Consider the following 18,911-nt stretch of genomic DNA (forward strand, 5'->3'; position numbering starts at 1 on the left):
ACACTCTTTCCCTACACGACGCTCTTCCGATCTTTTAAGTAAGCACTAATTCCATTTACAATTAAAAGAACACCTAAAATCATTGTAAGCAATATTGGTTGGTTTGAAGCGTAAATCGCTAGGAATATAACAACGACACCTAGAACTATGTTAATAAATGAAGTTGCTCTGCTCATAATTGAAACTCCAATTAATCCAACAATACCTAAAACGATTAACATGAATCCGACTATATAGAATTGAAGTCCTATTAAGAAGGATACTGCATTAATTGCGAATATGAATAATATTCCAATGATAATCATTATCAGTCCAATAATACCGCTTGCCAATGATATTGCATCGGAAACCTCTCTGGTTGAAAAAGCGGTAAAGAGAAGTCCTGCACCGAATAGCAATACACAAACACCAATGATTATGGAAATTAATTCTGAACTAAACATTGGGAAAAATATGAAGATTAAACCTAATATTATAGAAATTATTGCTATGACCTTGTTGTTTTCCATCTTTTCACCTCGAATTTTTTTTTAATTAAATAATTATTTAGATTTTATCTTATATATAATTTTAAACAATTTTTATATTTAATCTTTTTAACGGAGGGTTTTTGACTATTTTTTCACTATTTTTTTATTTTTAAGTATTTTAGATTAATTATTTAAATAATAAGATTAATAATCTTAAACAAGTTAAAAAATTCATTTGTGATATTATGGATAATTTTGAAGAAATCATAAATACAAGGCGTAGCATAAGGGTATACACTTCTCAAATGGTTGAAGATGAAAAGATTGAAAAGATCTTAAGGGCTGGAATGCAGGCTCCCGGAAGCAGGCTTGGTGCTGAACCTTGGGAATTTTTGGTAATTAAAAATAGGGAAACCTTGGATAAGCTTGCTGAGATTAAACCAAGACTTTCCACAGCTCCTGTAGCTATTGTTCTTATTGCAAATATTGAAAGGGCATTTTATAAAGGAGTTTGGCAACAGGATATGAGTGCAGCAGCTGAAAATATGCTTCTTGAAGCATGTTATTTAGGTTTAGGCGGATTATGGAATGGTGTTGCTCCTGAAGAGGAAAGAATGGCTAAAATAGCTGAAATCATTGGTATAGATGACAATGAGAATTTAAAACCATTTTGTATTATCAGTCTCGGATATCCTGCTGACGGTTATGAAAATAAGTTTTTAGACAAATTTGATGAATCCAGAATTCATTATGAGACTTATTAGTCTTTAATTATCTTTAAATGCTTATTTAACTTTATTATTTATCTCTTAAGTTTTTATTCTAATTATTTTGGTGAAATAAATGAAACATGATTTTGATTCTATCGTAAATAGAAAAAACACAAACAGCCTTAAATGGGATCTGTTTAATGATGAGATTCCTATGTGGGTTGCAGATATGGACTTTAAGGCGGCTCCAAAGATTTATGAAGAAGTTAACAAAAGGGCTCAACAGGATGTTTACGGCTATTCCATTGTTCCTGATGAGTATTTTGACAGTTATATTAATTGGTGGAAAAAGTATGGGCTTGAAATGAAAAGGGAGAACTTATTGTTTTCCATAAGTGTCATGCCTGCCATTACAAGTATTATTCGTGCATTCACTTCAATTGGAGATAAGATTTTGCTTCAAAGTCCCGTTTATCATGTATTTTATCATGTTATTGAAAACAATAATCGTGAGGTAGTTGAAAATCAACTGATCTATAATAATTCTACTGATGATGTTGATTTAGCTTATACTATTGATTTTGAGGATTTGGAGAAAAAACTCTCTGATGATGATACTAAAATGATGTTGTTGTGCAATCCTCACAATCCTGTTGGGAAGATTTGGAAAAGGGAGGATTTAATTAAAATCGCTGATTTATGTGAAAAGCATGATGTTATATTGGTTTCTGATGAGATTCACTGCGATTTGACAGATCCTGGGGAAACTTATATTCCTTTGGCAAGTGTAAGTGATTATAAAAATGTTTTTACCACACTTTCTCCAAGCAAAACCTTTAATATTGCAGGACTTCAAAATGCAGTTGTTTTTACAGAAAATGAGGAATTCTATGAATTGCTTTCACAACAGTTAACAAGTGATTTCTTCTCACAATCAAATATTTTTGCTATTGACTGTGCAATTGCAGCATATGAAAGCGAGGATTGGTTAAATGAATTGAGGGAATATCTTTTTGAAAATAAAAAATTGGTCAATTCATTTTTAAGTGAAAATATTCCTGAAATAAAATTGGTTCCTGCAAATGCAACTTATCTTCTTTGGTTGGATTGTGAAGCTTTAAACAGTGATTCAAACACTGTTTCAACCTTTTTAAGAGAAAAAGTAGGATTGTTTTTATCTCCAGGCTGTCAGTTTGGAAGTGGAGGCGACAATTTTTTAAGACTTAATATTGCATGTCCAAGGGAAATCTTGGAAGAAGGATTAAATGCCTTAAAAGAAGGAATAAGATTATTTTTAGAAAAATAGCTTTTGCTTAGTTGATTCCTTTTCTTCTTTTTTTAGTTTTAAAAATAGCTTATTTTATTTATTAATTTATTTATTTATTTATTCTTTTTTTTGTTTAAAAATAGCTTATTAGTTAAAAACAGAATTATTTTAATGAAAAAAAGTATTAAAAGAAATTATAAAATTTCTTCTAAATATTCATCTATGTGTTGGAGTGCTTCTTTTAACTGTTTTCCACTAAATCCATGGCCTCCTCCCTTAATTATATTTAATTTGGAATTTTTATAAGTCTCATTTGCTTTAATGGAGTATTCCAATGGGACCAAATAATCTCGGTCTCCATGATTTATGAGAACTTTCTTATCATATTGTTTAATTATTTCATAAGAATCAACATCCCATATGTCACTAACATATTTGGGACCTATAAAAATCCAATTGTGGTAGAAAAATTCATCAGGAACATTGTCTTTGGATTTAAAGGTATGGTGGACATCATCTCTAATATTGAATGCAGGATAATTAAGTATTACTCCTTCAATATCATTTTGGACTTTAACTGAAAGGAGTGCTGTAACCAATCCGCCCTGACTTTCACCTATTAAGATAATTTTTGATAGATTGATTTCCTTAGTTTGTTTAAAATAATTTACAACAGAGTTTAAATCATCAACTTCTGTTAAAACAGACATTTCTGTTGTTTTTCCATCACTTTTTGAATATCTTCCACCACCCATGAAGTCAAATAAGAATATTCCCATATTTTTATCCAAGAAATATTTGATGTATTTTTCTCCTGTGCTATGGTTTGATCCAAGTACATGGGAATAGATTACAAGGGGAATTTCCTCTTTAAGGTCATATTCCTCTGGAAGGTATAATTCTCCCCAAATTCTTTTTTTATCCCGATTTATGAAAATTTCTTTTCTTAAAAATCCTTTATTTTTATTAAAAGTCATATTAACATCTAAATATTTTTTTAATTTAAAAATCCTTTATTTTTATTAAAAGTCATATTAACATCTAAATATTTTTTTATTTTGAATTTTGGTCTTTTTTTAAGAAATTGGATAAGATTATATTTATTCTAAAAGTTCCTTCCAAGCGGCTTCCTTAAAACCGGTTAAAGCACCATCATCAGTTACAATGATAGGTCTTTTTACTAACATTCCATCACTTGCCAGCAATTTTAACTGTTCTTCTTCGCTCATGTCTGCCAATTTATCTTTTAAGCCCATGGATCTGTAGACCATTCCGCTTGTGTTGAAGAATCTTTTTAATGGAAGTCCACTTTTTTCATACCATTCCTTAAGTTCATCGTAGTTAGGATTGTCTGCCACAATGTCCTTTTCCTCATATTCGTATCCGTTTTCGTCTAACCATTTTTTTGCTTTTTTACAAGTTGTGCATTTAGGATAATGTACAAATAACATTTTAAAACCTCTTTACTTTAAAAATTAGTTTTTTTAAATTTTGGCAATTCAACAACTAATTTTTTAAATTCATTCTTATTAATTTAATATTTATTTTGTTTTTCAAAATATTTTAAATTGTTTATTTGGATTTAACCAATGTTTTTTTTAATTGTTTTCTTAACTCAATTTTTAATTTTGTTTAATTGTTTTTTTAATTAAGTATTTATTATTATTTTTTAAATTTAAGTTAACTTAGTGAAATTTAGTGAAATTTAGTGAAACTTAGTAAAAGTTAGTAAAAGTTAGTAAAAATTATTAAATTAAGTAAAATTTAAATACTTTGTTTAAAAATTTAATACTAATTAAGTTTAATTAAAGTGATATTATGAGTACATTGGTTGTATATTATTCAAGAACAGATGTAACAAAGAAACTTGCTGAAGCTATTCAATCCAAATTAAATTGTGATATTGAAGAAATTGTTTCTAAAGTCAATTATCAAGGTAAAATAGGTTTTGCACGTGGTGGAAAGGATGCTATCTCTGAAAAGATTGTTGATTTGGAAGATTTAAAATTTGACCCTGCAGATTATGATTTGGTTTATTTAGGAGTTCCTGTTTGGGCAAGTAAAGCTGCAAATCCTATGATTTCCTACATTAAACAAAATGAAGGCAAATTCAATAATGTTAAATTCTTTGCAACAGCAGGCGGCAGCGGATTTGAAGGAACCTTTAAGCAAATGGAAGAGTATGTTGGAAAAGCACCTTTAAAAACATTGTCATTAACTACCAAGGAAGTTAAAAAAGACCTCTTTGAAAGTGCTTTGGACCAATTTTTAGAATAATATTGATTTTTTATTTTTATAATTTAAAATCTTGTTAATTTATTTTTAAAATTTCTTTTTTTAATTCATTAACAAGTTTTTTAATGAAGTTAATAAAATTAAATAGAAATATTTATATTGTTTGAAACAATTAAAAGTAAATTATATGTTAAAATTTTTGATTGTTCAATCAAATTTAACAATTTTTAATCTACTTAACTTTTAAGGTGAAATAATGTCAATTTATGATTTTGAAGTTAAAGACACCGAAGGAAACATGGTTTCTCTCAGTGAATACAAGGACAAAGTTTTATTGATTGTTAATTCCGCTACCAAATGTGGTTTTACTCCTCAATATAATGAATTAACTGAAATTTTCAATGAATTTAAAGATGATGGATTTCTTATTTTAGACTTCCCATGCAATCAGTTTGGTAAACAAGCTCCTGGTACTGGTGAAGAAATTGCAGAAACCTGCCGTTCAAAATATTTGGTCCCTTATCCTATATTTGAAAAAATTGAGGTAAATGGTGAAAATGAAGAGCCATTATACACTTATCTAAAAGAAGAACAACCATTTAAAGACATTACTGGTGATGGAGCTAGGAAATTGAAAATGGTTATTAAAATGATGGATAGGAATTATAAGGACAATAATGACATCAAATGGAACTTTACTAAATTTTTAGTTGATCGTGAAGGTAATGTTGTACAAAGATTTGAACCAACTGAAAGTTTAGACGATGTAAAAGCAAGAGTTAAAGAATTATTATAATTCTTTTCCTTATTTTTTTCTTTTTTATGATATTTTTTATTCTTTATTTTTAAGCTCTTTTAAAAATAATTAAGGTTTTGTAATCTTTAATACTGCTTATTTTGAATTTTATTCTTTTTTAAAAAATTAATTAAGGTTTTGAATCTTTAATATTGCTTATTTTGAATTTTATTCTTTTTTAAAAATTAATTATGGATTTTGTAATCTTTATATATCACTTATTTTAAAATATAATTAGAATTTAAATCAGTGGGGATAATATGGAGAATGGTTTTGATATTCAGGAATATTTGGCTAATGGTGCTGAAAACATCATTAAAAATGCAATTTCTGCCACATTTAAAAATCCAAAAGAAACACTATTTTTAAGCAAATTTATCAAAAACAGCAGAAAAGCTTCCAATATTAGAAAATCATATTCCAAAAAGGGTACAAACATCCCTGCATTTTTAATAGCAAGTATTACAAGCAGCTGTAATCTGCACTGTACCGGTTGCTACTCAAGGGCAAATGAAATCTGCAGTGATGATGAGCCACAGAATCAGCTTAGTGGAGATGATTGGGAGGATATATTCGAGCAATCAAAGGATTTAGGCATTAATTTCATAGTTCTTGCAGGTGGAGAACCCTTAATGAGAGAGGATGTAATTCTAAAAGCTTGCAAATTCCCAGAAATTTTGTTTCCAGTATTTACCAACGGAACCTTGCTCAGCAATTATTATTTTGACTTGATTGACAAAAACAGAAACATCATTCCAATTTTATCCATTGAAGGAGACGCGGAAAGGACAGATTCAAGAAGGGGGATTGGAATTTACAGCCAATTGATTGAGTCAATGAATTACATGAGGGACAATAATCTAATATTCGGATCTTCAATCACACTTACAAGTGAAAATTTGGATTATGCCTTTTCAGATGAATTTATTAGCAAATTGATTGATTTAGGTTCTAAAGTATTGTTCTTTATAGAGTTTGTTCCAATTGATGAAAATGCAAGAGACTTGACCTTATCCGACCAGCAAAGGGATTATAGCTTGGAAAAAATTGATGAAATACGTGAAAAATATCCTGATATCTTATTTATGTCATTTCCGGGAGATGAACGGGAAAGTGGAGGTTGCCTTGCAGCAGGCAGGGGATTTTTCCACATAAACTCACATGGCGGTGCAGAACCTTGTCCCGCTTCACCTTATTCTAATCTTAACGTTAAGGAAAATTCAATTCTTGAAGTATTGGAATCAAGATTCTTTAAAGCCTTAAGGGAAAATAATCTCCTGATGGAACATCATGAGGGGGCTTGTGTATTGTTTGAACACGAAAAAGAGGTTAAAGAATTGTTAAATGAAAAATAGGATTATCTAATCAAATATAAAAAATTAAGAAAATTAAAAAAAATTAAGAAAAATATAAAAAATTAAGAAAAATATAAAAAATTAAGAAAATTAAAAAAAATTAAGAAAATTAAAAAAAATTAAGATAAAATTAAAAATTAAGAAAATTAAAAAAAATTAAGAAAATTAAAAAAATTAGTAAAAAATTAAAACAAAAAATATAAACAAATAAATCCCTAAAAAAAGAAAAAATACTTATTATTTTTTATCTTTAAAAAGGAGTAATCCCTTATTTTTTCCTTAAAAAAAGAAAAATAGTATTATTTTTTAACAACTACTTTTCCGCTTTTGGAGATTGCCTTATAGCTATTGTCTCCTGCAAATTTCACTGTGTACTTGTAAGTTCCTTTTTTGTTAATTTTTACTTTAATTGTTGCAATACCTTTTGAATTGGTTTTTGCTTGATAAGTCTTTTTATTAACTGTTAAAGTAATTTTTTTGCTTGAAATAGCTTTTCCGGAAGATTTTAGACTAATCTTGATTGCTTTGGTCTTTTTGACTTTAGCTGTAGCTTTAGGCGCAGTTATTGTACTTGCTTTTTTTGTTACAGTAATCTTTGCATTATTAATGCTTGCCTTATAATCCTCGTCACCTAAATATGATAGGACAATATAATAGCTTCCAGCAGTGCTGTATTTAACTTTAAGACTTCCAGTTCCCTTTGAGTCGGTACTTATTTTATTGTTTGCTCCATTTATGATTATGTTTACTCCCTTATTTGCTATAGGGTCTCCATTGGAATCTGTTAACTTGAACTTTAAGGTTCCGCTGTCTCCAACTTTAAGATTTAGATTGGAAACTTCGATGGTGGAATTCAATGCTCTTTAATTTTTTCTTTTTCTATTGAAATCTTCTCTACATTGATGTTTGAACTATTTATTGATTCAATGAAGTTATTGATATTATATAAAAAAATATTGCTTATTGTAATGTTTTCAGTATTGTTTATGATGATTGGATCAAATAGGAAATCCTGAGGGTCATATTCTGAAACATTGCTTTTTGCTCCAATCCATGTGAATGTGAGATTTTCAAGTTTAACATTTGCTGCATCTACATAAACACCAAATGGATTATATAATTTTGTTGCAATGTAATAAAAGTCATTTGTAAATGAAAAACCACTTATTATGGTTCCTTCAGCTTCTGGGGAAATGTAGAATATTCCGTTAGTGCCAGGGCCAGTTCCATATTTCATTGCATGGGTGTGGTGAGGACAAACTCCTACACTTGTATCTGGGCTTGCAATGATTGTTAATGTTTTGTTTATCATGAAATGGCAGTGTACAAAGTTTCCTTCAAGAACAATTATGTCTCCAGGACTTGCTTGGTCAATTACAGGTTGTACGGTTGGTTTTTGAACTTGATTAGGATTTTCAGGATCTGGTGATACATACCATGTTTTTGGCCTTGTTGTATTTTCACTGCAGCAGTCTTCATCTGTGTTTGTTATGTTGTCATCTTCATCACAGCAGTCTTCTGTTGAATTTGTGATTGTTTCTGTATTTTTGATTTCACTTTCATTTTCATCAGCACAACAGTTTTCAGAACCTGTGTCTGTATTAGGTTGATTAGAATCATTCACATTGTCGGAAATTATCCCATTATCAATTTCATCGATTGATTCATTTATGTCATCCGAATCCACTGCGGAAACACTTCCTATTATTGTGAAAAGTGAAATTAGAATTAATAATGTGATTATAATCTTTTTATTCATTTTCTTCACCAATTTAGTTTTTTCGTTATATATTTATTAACAATTGTTATATAAATATTTATAGAATATGAATAATTGTTTTTCAGAATATTTATTTTTCAGAATATTTATTTTTCAGATTATTTATTTTTCAGAATATTTATTTTTCAGAATATTTATTTTTCAGGGGATTTTATTTTTTTGTAGTTATTACTTTCCATTTTTTAAAAATAGCAAAGTTTTAAATAAATTATCCTAGTTATTATAACTTATGAACATATATAAAAGATTGATGATTTATTTGATTGGTCTATTCGTAATGACTGTAGGGATAGCATTCAGTATTAATTCAAATTTAGGAGTTTCTCCAGTAAGTACAATTCCCTACACCCTAACAGTTGTTTGGGGAATTGAAATAGGCTTGGCTACAATCATATTTCACTGTTTCCTGGTTGGATTGCAGATATTGCTTTTAAGAAAGGATTTTGATTTAAGGGACTTGCTGCAGATTCCTGTTGGAATAATTTTCGGTTATTTTACTTCATTCAGTGTAGGATTGATGAATTTTATTCCTCCAAGCGATTCATTAATGATTTCATTGATTTATATGTTAATAAGTATTGTGCTGATTGCATTTGGAATATTTCTATATGTTCCTCCAAAACTCATTAATTTGGCTGGTGAAGGTGCAATGCTTGCAATTTCCACAGTTACAAAGGTGGAATTTTCCAAGGTAAAGGTGGCTTTTGACGTTACAATGGTGGTCATATCATTCATTACATGCATGTTTATGATTCATTCATTTGGCAGTGTTGGAATAGGCACTGTAATTTCAGCTGTTTTGGTAGGCACAGTATTGAAATGCATTATAAAGATTTTTGAATATTTTAAGGATTATAATCCTATTGTAAAAGGATTTTAATTCTTTTTAGTATTTTCACTATTTTTCACTATTTTTTACTATTTTTTACTATTTTTTACTATTTTTTTATTCTTCTACTCTTTTTTGCTATTTTTAAGTTTTTTCTCTTTATTATAAATTATTTTTTTGTTCAATTTTTAATTTAAAATTTATAGATTGTTATTATTTTTTTTATTCATTTTGACTTCTGTTTAATTTTTTTTAGAAAAAAGCATATACTATTAAAATCTATTATTATATATTTTATTTAATATGTTCTTTTAAATATTAATTTCAGGAGTTAAAATCATGAAAAAATTCTTAGATATTAATGGCATTCAAATCTGTGTAGATGATACTGAAACTGGCAATGAGGCAATTTTATTATTTCATGGATTAACTGGAAGTAAGGATGGTATGTATCCTTTAAGAGATATGTTAAAAGATGATTATCGCGTAATTACAGTTGATACAAGGGGTCATGGTGAATCAACACGTCCTAAGGAATATACTCTTGATGATCATGCAAAAGATGCACACGAAATCATTAAGGCATTAGATTTGGAAAAGGCAAATGTTTTAGGTTATTCTATGGGTTCATATGTTGCTTTAAGAACTGCTGAGTTTGGATGTGATGATATTGATCACTTGATTTTATTGTGTACCAAACCAAGCGGTGCAACTTCATCTGTTGCAAGACTTTTAAAGGAAGCCAATCTTGACATTACTCAAGTAAGTGCTGAAGAAATGATGAGGGTAATTTTAAAGGCCAGTGTAGCTCCACAAACTCTTGAATTGATTCAAAGCGGTGCAATTGATTTGGAAGAGATGATGAAAGGTGATGAGTCTCTTCAACTTTCAGAAGAGGAAAAGGCTATAGAGGATGCATCTCTTGCTAATTTTGATAATTCCAAGGATTATGATAAGGTTAGCTGTAAAACCCTTGTTATTGGTGCGGAATATGATGGAATTAATCCTTCAGAATTAGGTCGTGAAGTGGCTAATGGTATTGAAGGGGCTCAATTTGAGTTAATTAATGATGCTGGACATATGGTGCTTATGGAAAAGCCAGAAGAATTGATGGGTATTATTAAAAAGTTCTTAAAAGACTAAAACTATTATTTTTATTCATTTTTTTATTCTATTTTTTCCTATTTTTCCTATTGTTTTATTTTTTTATCCTATTTTTTATCTTATTTTTTTAAAAAAGAGATTTACTTATTTTTTTTTAAAAAAATAAGTAATTTTATGGATTTATAATTATTTTTCTAATTATAAAGTTAATTTTATTGATAATGTTGAAAAGCCAGCTTCTATTTCAGAACTTACTGATAATTGATGGAATTTAGGAAATGACTTTTTAACATGTTCTAATATTCTAAAGTCAATATAAATTTCAGTTACATAGAATTCAAAGCCGTCTGTAAAGAAATAAGTTGCTTTTCTACATTTAAGCTGGGATCCATAAAAGAAGTCTTCAAGTCTGTTATGTAGATTGTAAGTTTCTTCCTTGCTTAACTTTTTTCCATTGATATAATCAATAATGTCGTTTTCCAAGCCTTCCTCTATTGGATAAAGTCTTAATTCATTTTCCATTTCTTCCAATTCTTTAAGTAATTCTTCTTGATTTAATTCAACCATTTTATCCCTGTAATAATTAATAATAAATAAATTTAAAAAATAAAGTTTTAGATTTAATTTAAAATTGAAATTCAATTTTAAATGTTTAAAAGAATTTTAATTTATGTTTAGAAATTCAATTTTAAAAGTTAAAAAAAATTTAGAGAAAAAATAATTAATATTTTTCTCTATTTGTATAATTTACTATTTTAGAATTTGATTAGTCATTTAAATGTATAATTTGCTTATTTTTGAATTTGATTCGTCATTTAAATGTATAATTTGCTTATTTTTGAATTTGATTAGTCATTTAAATGTATAATTTACTATTTTTGAATTTGATTAGTCATTTAAACAAATTTGAATTATCTATTTGAAAAAATATTTCTAATTTTATTTCATTTGTCCAAATAGACCTCTCATAATTCCTTTAGTTACTTCCCTTGCAGCTGTGTTTGCAACGGTTGTAGCAACCTTTTCCAAGTCACTGTTTTTGTATTTGGACTTTTTGCCTGTACTTTGCCCGGCCATTCCACCTAAAGCAATTCCAATAACGTCATCTATTCCAAAGCCTCCTCCTTGTTGAGTATTTGCTTGTTTTGGGGCTTGTTTTTTAGCCTGTGGAGCACTTTGTGGTTCTTGAACTTGTTTTGGAACTTCTCTAATTGGAGCCTCTTGAGGAATTTCAGTTTCAATGTTTGGATTGTTGTCAATCTTGTTCAATAGGATTTCATACGCAGATTCCCTGTCTACAGCATTAAGGTATTTATCCTTTAGGGAAGAGATATTTATGATTTCGCTGCGGTATGAGTCTTCAATAGCTCCAATAAAACTTTGAGGAGGTAAAATGTCTACTTTTTCCACAATTCCAGGAACACCGTTCTCATCAAGAACAGAAACCAATGCTTCACCAATTCCTAAATTGGAAATGACTTCCTCAGTTTTAAATTCAGGGTTTGGTCTAAAGGTTTCTGCAGCAACCTTAACTGCCTTTTGGTCTTTAGGTGTAAAAGCGCGTAAGGCATGTTGGATTCTATTACCTAGTTGTGCTAAAATGTCATCAGGTATGTCTGAAGGGCTTTGTGAAATGAAATATAATCCAACTCCTTTTGAACGAATCAATCTGACGATTTGCTCAACCTTTTTCTGGAATGCAGGATTCATGTCATCAAACAATAAGTGAGCCTCATCAAAGAAGAATACGAACTTAGGCTTGTCCATATCACCTACTTCAGGTAAGTTTTCATATAAGCTTGATAACATCCATAAAAGGAATGTTGAGTATAATTCAGGGGCCAATGATAGTTTTGTTGAGTCCAATATGTTTATGACTCCCTTGCCTTCATCATCACAGTTCATGAAATCGATTAATTCCAAAGCAGGTTCTCCAAAGAACATATTTCCACCTTGTTCTTCAAGGGTGAGCAATGATCTAAGTAAGGTGGTAGCTGATTTTTTAGCTATTGCACCATATTTGGATTCATACTGTTCAGCATTCTCACTTACGTGATTGATCATTGATTTTAAGTCTTTAATATCAATTAAAAGCAATGATTCCTCGTCAGCTACACGGAATACAATGTTCAATACTCCTTCCTGTGCTTCTGTAAGGTTTAATATTTTTGAAAGTAACTGGGGCCCCATTTCAGAAATTGTAACTCTTATAGGCAAACCCTTTTCGCCATATAAATCCCATAATTCAACAGGATAGGATTTGAATTTAAATCCTTTTTCAGCTAAATTGTATTTTTCAACACGTTCTGTGGTTTTAGAACTTGGTTCGCCTAATTTAGAAATTCCTGAAACGTCTCCTTTCATATCTGCCAAAAATACTGGAACGCCCATGTCACTGAATGATTCCGCCAAGATCTTTAGGGTAATTGTTTTACCGGTTCCTGTTGCTCCAGCTATCAATCCATGACGATTTGCAAGTTTGGACAATAAGTATATTTCTTTTTCTTCATTAGCTCCAACTAAAATATTGTTATTAGCATACATAAATACACCTTTGGTTTTTTAAATTTAAACAAATTTAAGAATTTATCAGTTATATGGTATTATATTTTTAATTATATAAAAAGTATATTTAAATGAATTTCATTTTTTATTAAAAATTATATTTGAAATTAATAAAAAATTTAAATTTTAATGAAAATTAAGAATTGAAATAAAATATTATTAAGATTTGTTTTGTTTTTTTATGAAAATTAAGAAATGAAATAAAATATAATAAATTATATAATAGAACAAATGATATATATTAATTAAGATATCTAATTTGATATCAAATTTAGAATTAAATTTACTATTATAAATTTAAATTTTAAAATTAGAAAAATTATTAAATTTTTGAAATTTTTAATTTTAGCTTTTTAAACTTATTAAATTTTTAAAATTATAAAAATTTTCAAAATGAAAATTAACTCATTTGCATTGTTTAGATTATTAAAATTTTTATTCAGGTGATGAAATGTATGAAACTTTAACATACACTGGCGGTATTCACAAAAGTGAAGAGATGAAGGAACTTATAGAGGATTTAGGTGGATTTGTACTCCAATCAAACATTTTACAAATGGAACTTGTATTGAACATGGCAGTTCCTATGGGAGATGTTGAAATTATTGAAGCTAAGGCTAAGGAACTTTTAGGGGAAATCTCTATTGCTCCTATGGCAGGTTCTGAAATAGCCATTGTTTCTCCAACTCTTGCAAGACATCATCTTCCTCACGCTGCTTGCGATATTTCCGAATATCTTAGACGTTATGGTGCCAAGGATAATATGGTTGGTTTGGCACGTGGACACGGTAAAGGTACTGCAGGAATCAGTGAAGAGGAAAAAGCCTTAATTGAAGAGCATGACATAGCTATTTTTGCTCTTGGAAGTTTTAAACAATGTATTATTGAAAAACATTATCTTTATGATGATATTGATATACCTGTAATTGTAACAGGCGCACCTGAAATTGATTTAGAGGACTTGCCTGGTGTTGACGCTTATGTTCCAGGCCTTGGCAGAATCCCTCGCAGATTAAAAAGAGGGGAAAACATAAGGGCTTTAAAACATTTGGTTCAGACTGTTGAAGACCTTTTGGAAAAACGTAAAAAGGAAATAGCACAAGATCCTCCGATTGCACCTTCAATTATGGTTAAAACCGAGATTGAAAATCAGGTTCCTGCAATTAAGGAAGTATTTCACCCAACTCCTGTTACAAGTCAATTGGCAGGATTAAGAGTAAAATTGGATTATGACAAGTATCATGAAGATATTGAAAATGTCATTATCGGTGATAAAAAACTAAAGGACATTGCTGAGATTAGTAAATCACGTTTCTATGATTATATCCGTGTAGAACTTTTAACTGAAAGTTCATTGGTTGAGTTATAATCTTATTTTCTTTATTTTTCAATTCTGAATATTTTAATATTTTTTTGGTCTTGTAGAAACCCCCATTTTACACTTGAAATTACAATTCGATGCAAAAAATTGAAACAACAGCGAATAAGTATCTGGCGTGATTAAACGTAAATTTGACTGAACAAATCACAACAGGAGTTTAATCATGTCCATTAAAGAAACCAAACTCAAAGGATTGATTTGCAACATTTACCGATCAATCTAAATTTCATAAAAACGGAGGGTTTCTACAAAGCCAAATTAAAATTAAAATTAAAATTAAAAAATTAATTAAAAATTAAAAAATTAATTAAAAATTAAAAAATTAATTAAAAATTAAAATTAAAACCAATACAACCCTAATTAAATATCCGACTCAGAAATATTCAATTAACTTAACTTAATTTCAAACTGGCTTTTGCTGTTGCAGTTGCGTATCTGTCGTCTCCTGCAAACTTAGCAGTGAAATTATAAGTTCCTTTCTTATTTAAGCTTATCTTAACAGTAGCAATTCCCTTGGAATTAGTAGTTGCAGTGTAAGACTTTTTATTTACAGTGAAAGTTATCTTCTTACCGCTTACAGGATTTCCTAAACTGGTCTTGAATGTAGCAGTCAAGGTTTTGGTCTTTGCACTTGCCTTATAAGTCTTCTTTGCAGTAGTAAATTTAGGAGGTTCTGGATTTACAGTAATCTTAGCAACTGCAAAGCTTGCATTATACTCATCATCACCTAAGAAACTTACAGCAAAGGTGTATCCTCCCTTAATACCAAGGTTTATTTGTGTTTTTGCACTGCCCTTATCATCAGTTGTGTAATTGTAGACATGACCATTGAATCCTACAAGGATTTCCTTATTTGCCAAAGCCTTGCCTGAAGCGTCAACTAATTGGAATTCAAAGTATTTTCCATTTCTTCCATCAATATTGGTATTGATTGCATTGGTTGTCATGTTTTGACAAACTATCTCTGTAGCAGTCATTTCAGGAATGTTTCCGCCTGATGGAATATTTGCATTTGATCCGTTTATTACAGAGCTTACAACAAATTCAAATGGAGTCATTCCGCTTGCAATTGTATTTCCAATAATCTGAATATCATTTGAAGGAGAGAGAATTCCCCTTTCACTGTCCAATTCAAGGATAGTGATTGATTCAGCAACGACATCATCACCTGCCAGATCAAAGCTGTTGTTTGAAATGACTATATTAGCAACGTCGATGGAATATGGATTAGTTGAATTTAAAGCATTTGCCAAGACAAGCACATCCCTATTGCTTAATGCAAAGTCAATTCCTGAAATTTCCAAGGAATTTACATTCTTGCCAAGATTGAATAAAGGATTTCCATCTCCTGCACTGATGATTGTAGAAGGTCCAATCAATTTAATGTCCTTGCTTATATTGATATTGGAGACTCCTTGATATACATCATCACCTAAAAGGACAGTATCACCGGATTTAGCATTGTCGATGATTTCCTGAAGGTCTTTTGAAGTCTTATTGACCTTAGCCTTATTAAGAACAACTATAGGAATGTTGGCACTTATGTTGTTATTTGAAAGGGAGGTGTTGGAATTATTGTAATATGCAATTCCATAGGTATAATTTGAAACTCCAGTCTTGTTTTTAATCAATATACTGTTTCCGCTTAATGTGGATTGATTAGCATTAGCCCCTACCTCAATACCTATAGCGGAATATGCTGCATTTATTGTAATTTCATTGTTAAGGAAATTGTTATTTAAGGAGTTTTCACTTGAATTGAATTCTATTGCACCAATAACACCTGCACCATACATCAATGGATCATTGGAGTCAAGTGTGATTATATTGTTTGAAATGAGATTATTATCTCCGCCTAAGTGAACAAATACACCTGCAATAGCGTTACAGGATTCGTTTGTAGCTACAAAGTCATCTCCAAGATTGGAACTTACATTAACTTCATTTTGAATAAATGCATTGTCAGATGAATAAATAAATACAATTCCATAGGTCTTGAAGATTTTTGAAACAATATGGGTTCCGTTTTGAACTCCCTCATAACCAGTAGTGTTTGAGGCAGTTCCATCAAGGCAACCGTCGATGCATCCATCCAAACAACCGTCAAGACAACCATCCAGGCATCCGTCCAAACAGCCATCCAGACAACCATCAAGACAGCCATCGAGACAGCCGACAAGACAACCATAATTATCGCAGGTGTAATTTTCGCCTGTGCCGATTGTAGTTAAACTGTTGTTTTCTATAATTACATTGCTTACCTTATATGCCATGATTGCAGCAGTAAGGTAATTTCCTTCAGCCTTAAGAGTATTGTTTACAATATTGGAAGAGGTAGCCTCCAAGAGATAGATTGCATAAGCTGAATATTGGTCATAAATTGAAATATCACAATTTCTGATTGTGGTGTTTCTGACACCGTTAACCTGAATTCCCCACATGCGGTCAAGATTGTTAAGGTTAGGATTTACAATCTTCAAGTCCTCAATTGAAACGTCATCATCCAATACAATGAATGTAGTGTCATTGAATACTGCATTCAAACCTTTGATTTGAACCTTGTTGTTAATGTAAACCTTTCCTTTACTTGTAAATGTGCCATTGAATATTAATACATCATTTTCCTTAACTATACTGTTTAAATAACCGTTAGCATCAAAGTAATTAGCAAAATTACCCTCATTAATGTAGTGGATGCTTGATTCATTATCGCTTTGGTTTTCACTTGAGTTGCCCTCTGGAATCTCTGAACTTATTGTATTGTTAATCAGTACAATGTCTGTAGAATATTCAGATTCATAGGAAATAGGATTCTCATTTGTACTGTAAATTATATTATCGCTGATTGTAATGTTATGAGGAGCCAATTTTCTGGATTGCTTTACCAAACTGATTGCAGATTGGTTTCCGCTGTTTAAGGTATTTTCCTGAATGGTAATGTTTGAATAGTTCTTGCTAACATAGACTGCACTGGAACTGGTTTCAAAATTGTTGTTTTTAACTATAGTGTCATTTCCATCAACATTCAATCCTACGCCTTCAATATTTTCCAATAGATTGTTTTCGACAATTGAATTGGCACCGACATGAATTGCAGCCCCATTTTCTCCCAATTTGGAATCGTGAATATAATTGTCCTTTACAATACTGTTTGAGGTTACATAGATTGCATAATCTCCACCATCGTCAGAGCTTCCTCCACTATACCATGTTCCATGAACACCATAGATTTCATTTCCAATAATGGTGTTATTAGCCTGATTGGTTCCAATTCCTCTGTATGCATTGTAAATTGTATTGTTTACAGCCTGATTAGCGGTACCCATTATTTGAATTCCATAAACAAAGGATGAAGGTAATGGAACTGTACCATTGCTGTCTGTAGCCCATTCTAATCCTCTTAAACTGTGAACAGTATTGTTGTAAATGTAATTGTAGGAGTTTACTCCACCTCCAGAGCCCATTTCTCCACCGGAGAGATATCCTGTAAGGTAAATTCCATTTGAATCATTTACTACAACATTATTGCTTGATATGTTGTTGTAGAATGAACCGCTTAAGACAATAGCTGAAGGCTGTCCATATCCAGACTTAAAAAAAGTGGATTGAACTGTATTTGAATAAATGTAAGAGTTGTTTACAGTATTCAGGAGAATAGGGTATGAATGAGCTCCTGAAGAGAACAGATCATTGTTTTTAAAAGTCAAATTACTTACATTGTAAGCATTGAAGATAGGAGTATCCTCAAGGGTGGTGTTTAATTTTAAGTTGGAAACAACTGTGCCTTGAGCCCCAGCTATAAACTTGAAATTACAGTCAATAAAGTTTGCAGTATTGTCACTGCTTGTAATTGTTAAAGGAATGTTTATAATAAATGTCTTTTTGTTGAACTTTCCACTGAAGTCCACAGTATCCTTGGATTTAAGTTTGGAAGAAATTACATTTCCTGTGGAATTGAAATAGGTGGAATAGTCTTTTTCAGTTATTTTATAACTTGCAGCCTGATTTGAAGCAGCAAGACCTGTTTTAGTTGAAGAATCAATTGAATCAGAAACATCTATAAAATTAGTAGTCAAATCTGAATCATCCGCAGATTCTGAAACAGAATCAATAGAATCAGAACCAGATAAATCCAAATCAATAGAATCAGAACTAGATAACTCTAAATCAATTGAATCATCAGATGCAGCAGTATCTATGTCCGTAAAGTCTGTTTGTTCTGCACTTACTACACCTATAGCCAATATCATAATTAATAATAATCCTAATATTAAACTAAATTTAGCTTTCATAATACACCTCCATTCGAATTTAAGCCATTAGTAGAGAATAATTAATTATTTTATGAATCATAAAATGATAAGTCAATAAATTATTTTTGAATATGAATAAAAATCTATTAAAAATCATTTTGAATTT

At 30.2% G+C, this 18,911-nt stretch carries 15 protein-coding genes; 8 read left to right on the forward strand and 7 right to left on the reverse strand.

The genetic code is table 11. From position 1 onward, the window contains the following. The first annotated feature begins 715 nt into the window (after positions 1-715). A complete protein-coding gene (locus Q0138_RS02210; protein ID WP_297980318.1) occupies positions 716-1,234 on the forward strand; it encodes a nitroreductase family protein in 519 nt (172 codons plus the stop codon). A gap of 79 nt (positions 1,235-1,313) precedes the next feature. Beyond that, the gene (locus Q0138_RS02215; protein WP_297980321.1) at positions 1,314-2,486 is read left to right on the forward strand and encodes a MalY/PatB family protein; all 1,173 of its coding nucleotides are present in this window, start codon (positions 1,314-1,316) and stop codon (positions 2,484-2,486) included. A gap of 155 nt (positions 2,487-2,641) precedes the next feature. On the opposite strand, the gene Q0138_RS02220 is transcribed toward Q0138_RS02215, so the two are convergent. Together Q0138_RS02220 and Q0138_RS02225 are read right to left on the reverse strand one after the other, a co-directional pair. Then, positions 2,642-3,424, reverse strand: a complete 783-nt coding sequence (locus Q0138_RS02220; RefSeq protein WP_297980324.1) for a YqiA/YcfP family alpha/beta fold hydrolase — start codon at positions 3,422-3,424, stop codon at positions 2,642-2,644. Positions 3,425-3,547: 123 nt separating this feature from the next. Then, a complete protein-coding gene (locus Q0138_RS02225) occupies positions 3,548-3,898 on the reverse strand; it encodes a Spx/MgsR family RNA polymerase-binding regulatory protein (RefSeq protein ID WP_297980327.1) in 351 nt (116 codons plus the stop codon). A gap of 367 nt (positions 3,899-4,265) precedes the next feature. Here Q0138_RS02225 and Q0138_RS02230 point away from each other — a divergent pair, with 367 nt between their 5' ends. The 3 genes from Q0138_RS02230 (at position 4,266) to Q0138_RS02240 (ending at position 6,833) form a co-directional block, all read left to right on the forward strand. Next, complete coding sequence (locus tag Q0138_RS02230; protein WP_297980329.1) at positions 4,266-4,724, forward strand: flavodoxin; 459 nt, start codon at positions 4,266-4,268, stop codon at positions 4,722-4,724. Positions 4,725-4,938: 214 nt separating this feature from the next. Then, the gene (locus tag Q0138_RS02235; RefSeq protein WP_297980333.1) at positions 4,939-5,478 is read left to right on the forward strand and encodes a glutathione peroxidase; all 540 of its coding nucleotides are present in this window, start codon (positions 4,939-4,941) and stop codon (positions 5,476-5,478) included. A gap of 260 nt (positions 5,479-5,738) precedes the next feature. After that, positions 5,739-6,833 carry a radical SAM protein gene (locus Q0138_RS02240; RefSeq protein WP_297980338.1) on the forward strand — a complete coding sequence of 365 codons (1,095 nt, stop codon included), beginning with the start codon at positions 5,739-5,741 and terminating at the stop codon, positions 6,831-6,833. A gap of 299 nt (positions 6,834-7,132) precedes the next feature. Here the strand turns inward: Q0138_RS02240 and Q0138_RS02245 are convergent, their stop codons facing one another. Further along, entirely contained in the window at positions 7,133-7,690 is a 558-nt protein-coding gene (locus Q0138_RS02245; protein WP_297980341.1) for an Ig-like domain-containing protein, read from the reverse strand. Next, positions 7,687-8,592, reverse strand: a complete 906-nt coding sequence (locus tag Q0138_RS02250) for a hypothetical protein (RefSeq protein ID WP_297980344.1) — start codon at positions 8,590-8,592, stop codon at positions 7,687-7,689. Before Q0138_RS02250 ends, Q0138_RS02245 begins: the two co-directional genes overlap by 4 nt. 250 nt (positions 8,593-8,842) lie before the next feature. On the opposite strand from Q0138_RS02250, the gene Q0138_RS02255 reads away from it, so the two are divergent. Both Q0138_RS02255 and Q0138_RS02260 read left to right on the forward strand, forming a co-directional pair. Beyond that, the gene (locus tag Q0138_RS02255; RefSeq protein WP_297980347.1) at positions 8,843-9,493 is read left to right on the forward strand and encodes a DUF6198 family protein; all 651 of its coding nucleotides are present in this window, start codon (positions 8,843-8,845) and stop codon (positions 9,491-9,493) included. Between the two features lie 288 nt (positions 9,494-9,781). Continuing rightward, complete coding sequence (locus tag Q0138_RS02260; protein WP_297980350.1) at positions 9,782-10,585, forward strand: alpha/beta fold hydrolase; 804 nt, start codon at positions 9,782-9,784, stop codon at positions 10,583-10,585. Between the two features lie 159 nt (positions 10,586-10,744). Here Q0138_RS02260 and Q0138_RS02265 read toward each other — a convergent pair whose 3' ends face one another. Together Q0138_RS02265 and Q0138_RS02270 are read right to left on the reverse strand one after the other, a co-directional pair. Further along, entirely contained in the window at positions 10,745-11,068 is a 324-nt protein-coding gene (locus Q0138_RS02265) for a hypothetical protein (protein ID WP_297980353.1), read from the reverse strand. A gap of 417 nt (positions 11,069-11,485) precedes the next feature. Then, positions 11,486-13,090 (reverse strand): helicase HerA-like domain-containing protein, encoded by a 1,605-nt coding sequence (locus tag Q0138_RS02270; protein WP_297980356.1) that lies wholly within the window; start codon positions 13,088-13,090, stop codon positions 11,486-11,488. A 472-nt stretch (positions 13,091-13,562) separates the two neighbouring features. On the opposite strand from Q0138_RS02270, the gene Q0138_RS02275 reads away from it, so the two are divergent. Further along, positions 13,563-14,480, forward strand: coding sequence for a methanogenesis marker 7 protein (locus tag Q0138_RS02275; RefSeq protein WP_297980359.1), 918 nt, complete (start codon positions 13,563-13,565; stop codon positions 14,478-14,480). A gap of 404 nt (positions 14,481-14,884) precedes the next feature. Here the strand turns inward: Q0138_RS02275 and Q0138_RS02280 are convergent, their stop codons facing one another. After that, the gene (locus Q0138_RS02280) at positions 14,885-18,784 is read right to left on the reverse strand and encodes a right-handed parallel beta-helix repeat-containing protein (protein ID WP_297980362.1); all 3,900 of its coding nucleotides are present in this window, start codon (positions 18,782-18,784) and stop codon (positions 14,885-14,887) included. Between the last annotated feature and the right edge of the window lie 127 nt (positions 18,785-18,911).

The sequence above is a fragment of the uncultured Methanobrevibacter sp. genome (assembly GCF_937906425.1).
Lineage (GTDB): Archaea > Methanobacteriota > Methanobacteria > Methanobacteriales > Methanobacteriaceae > Methanobrevibacter.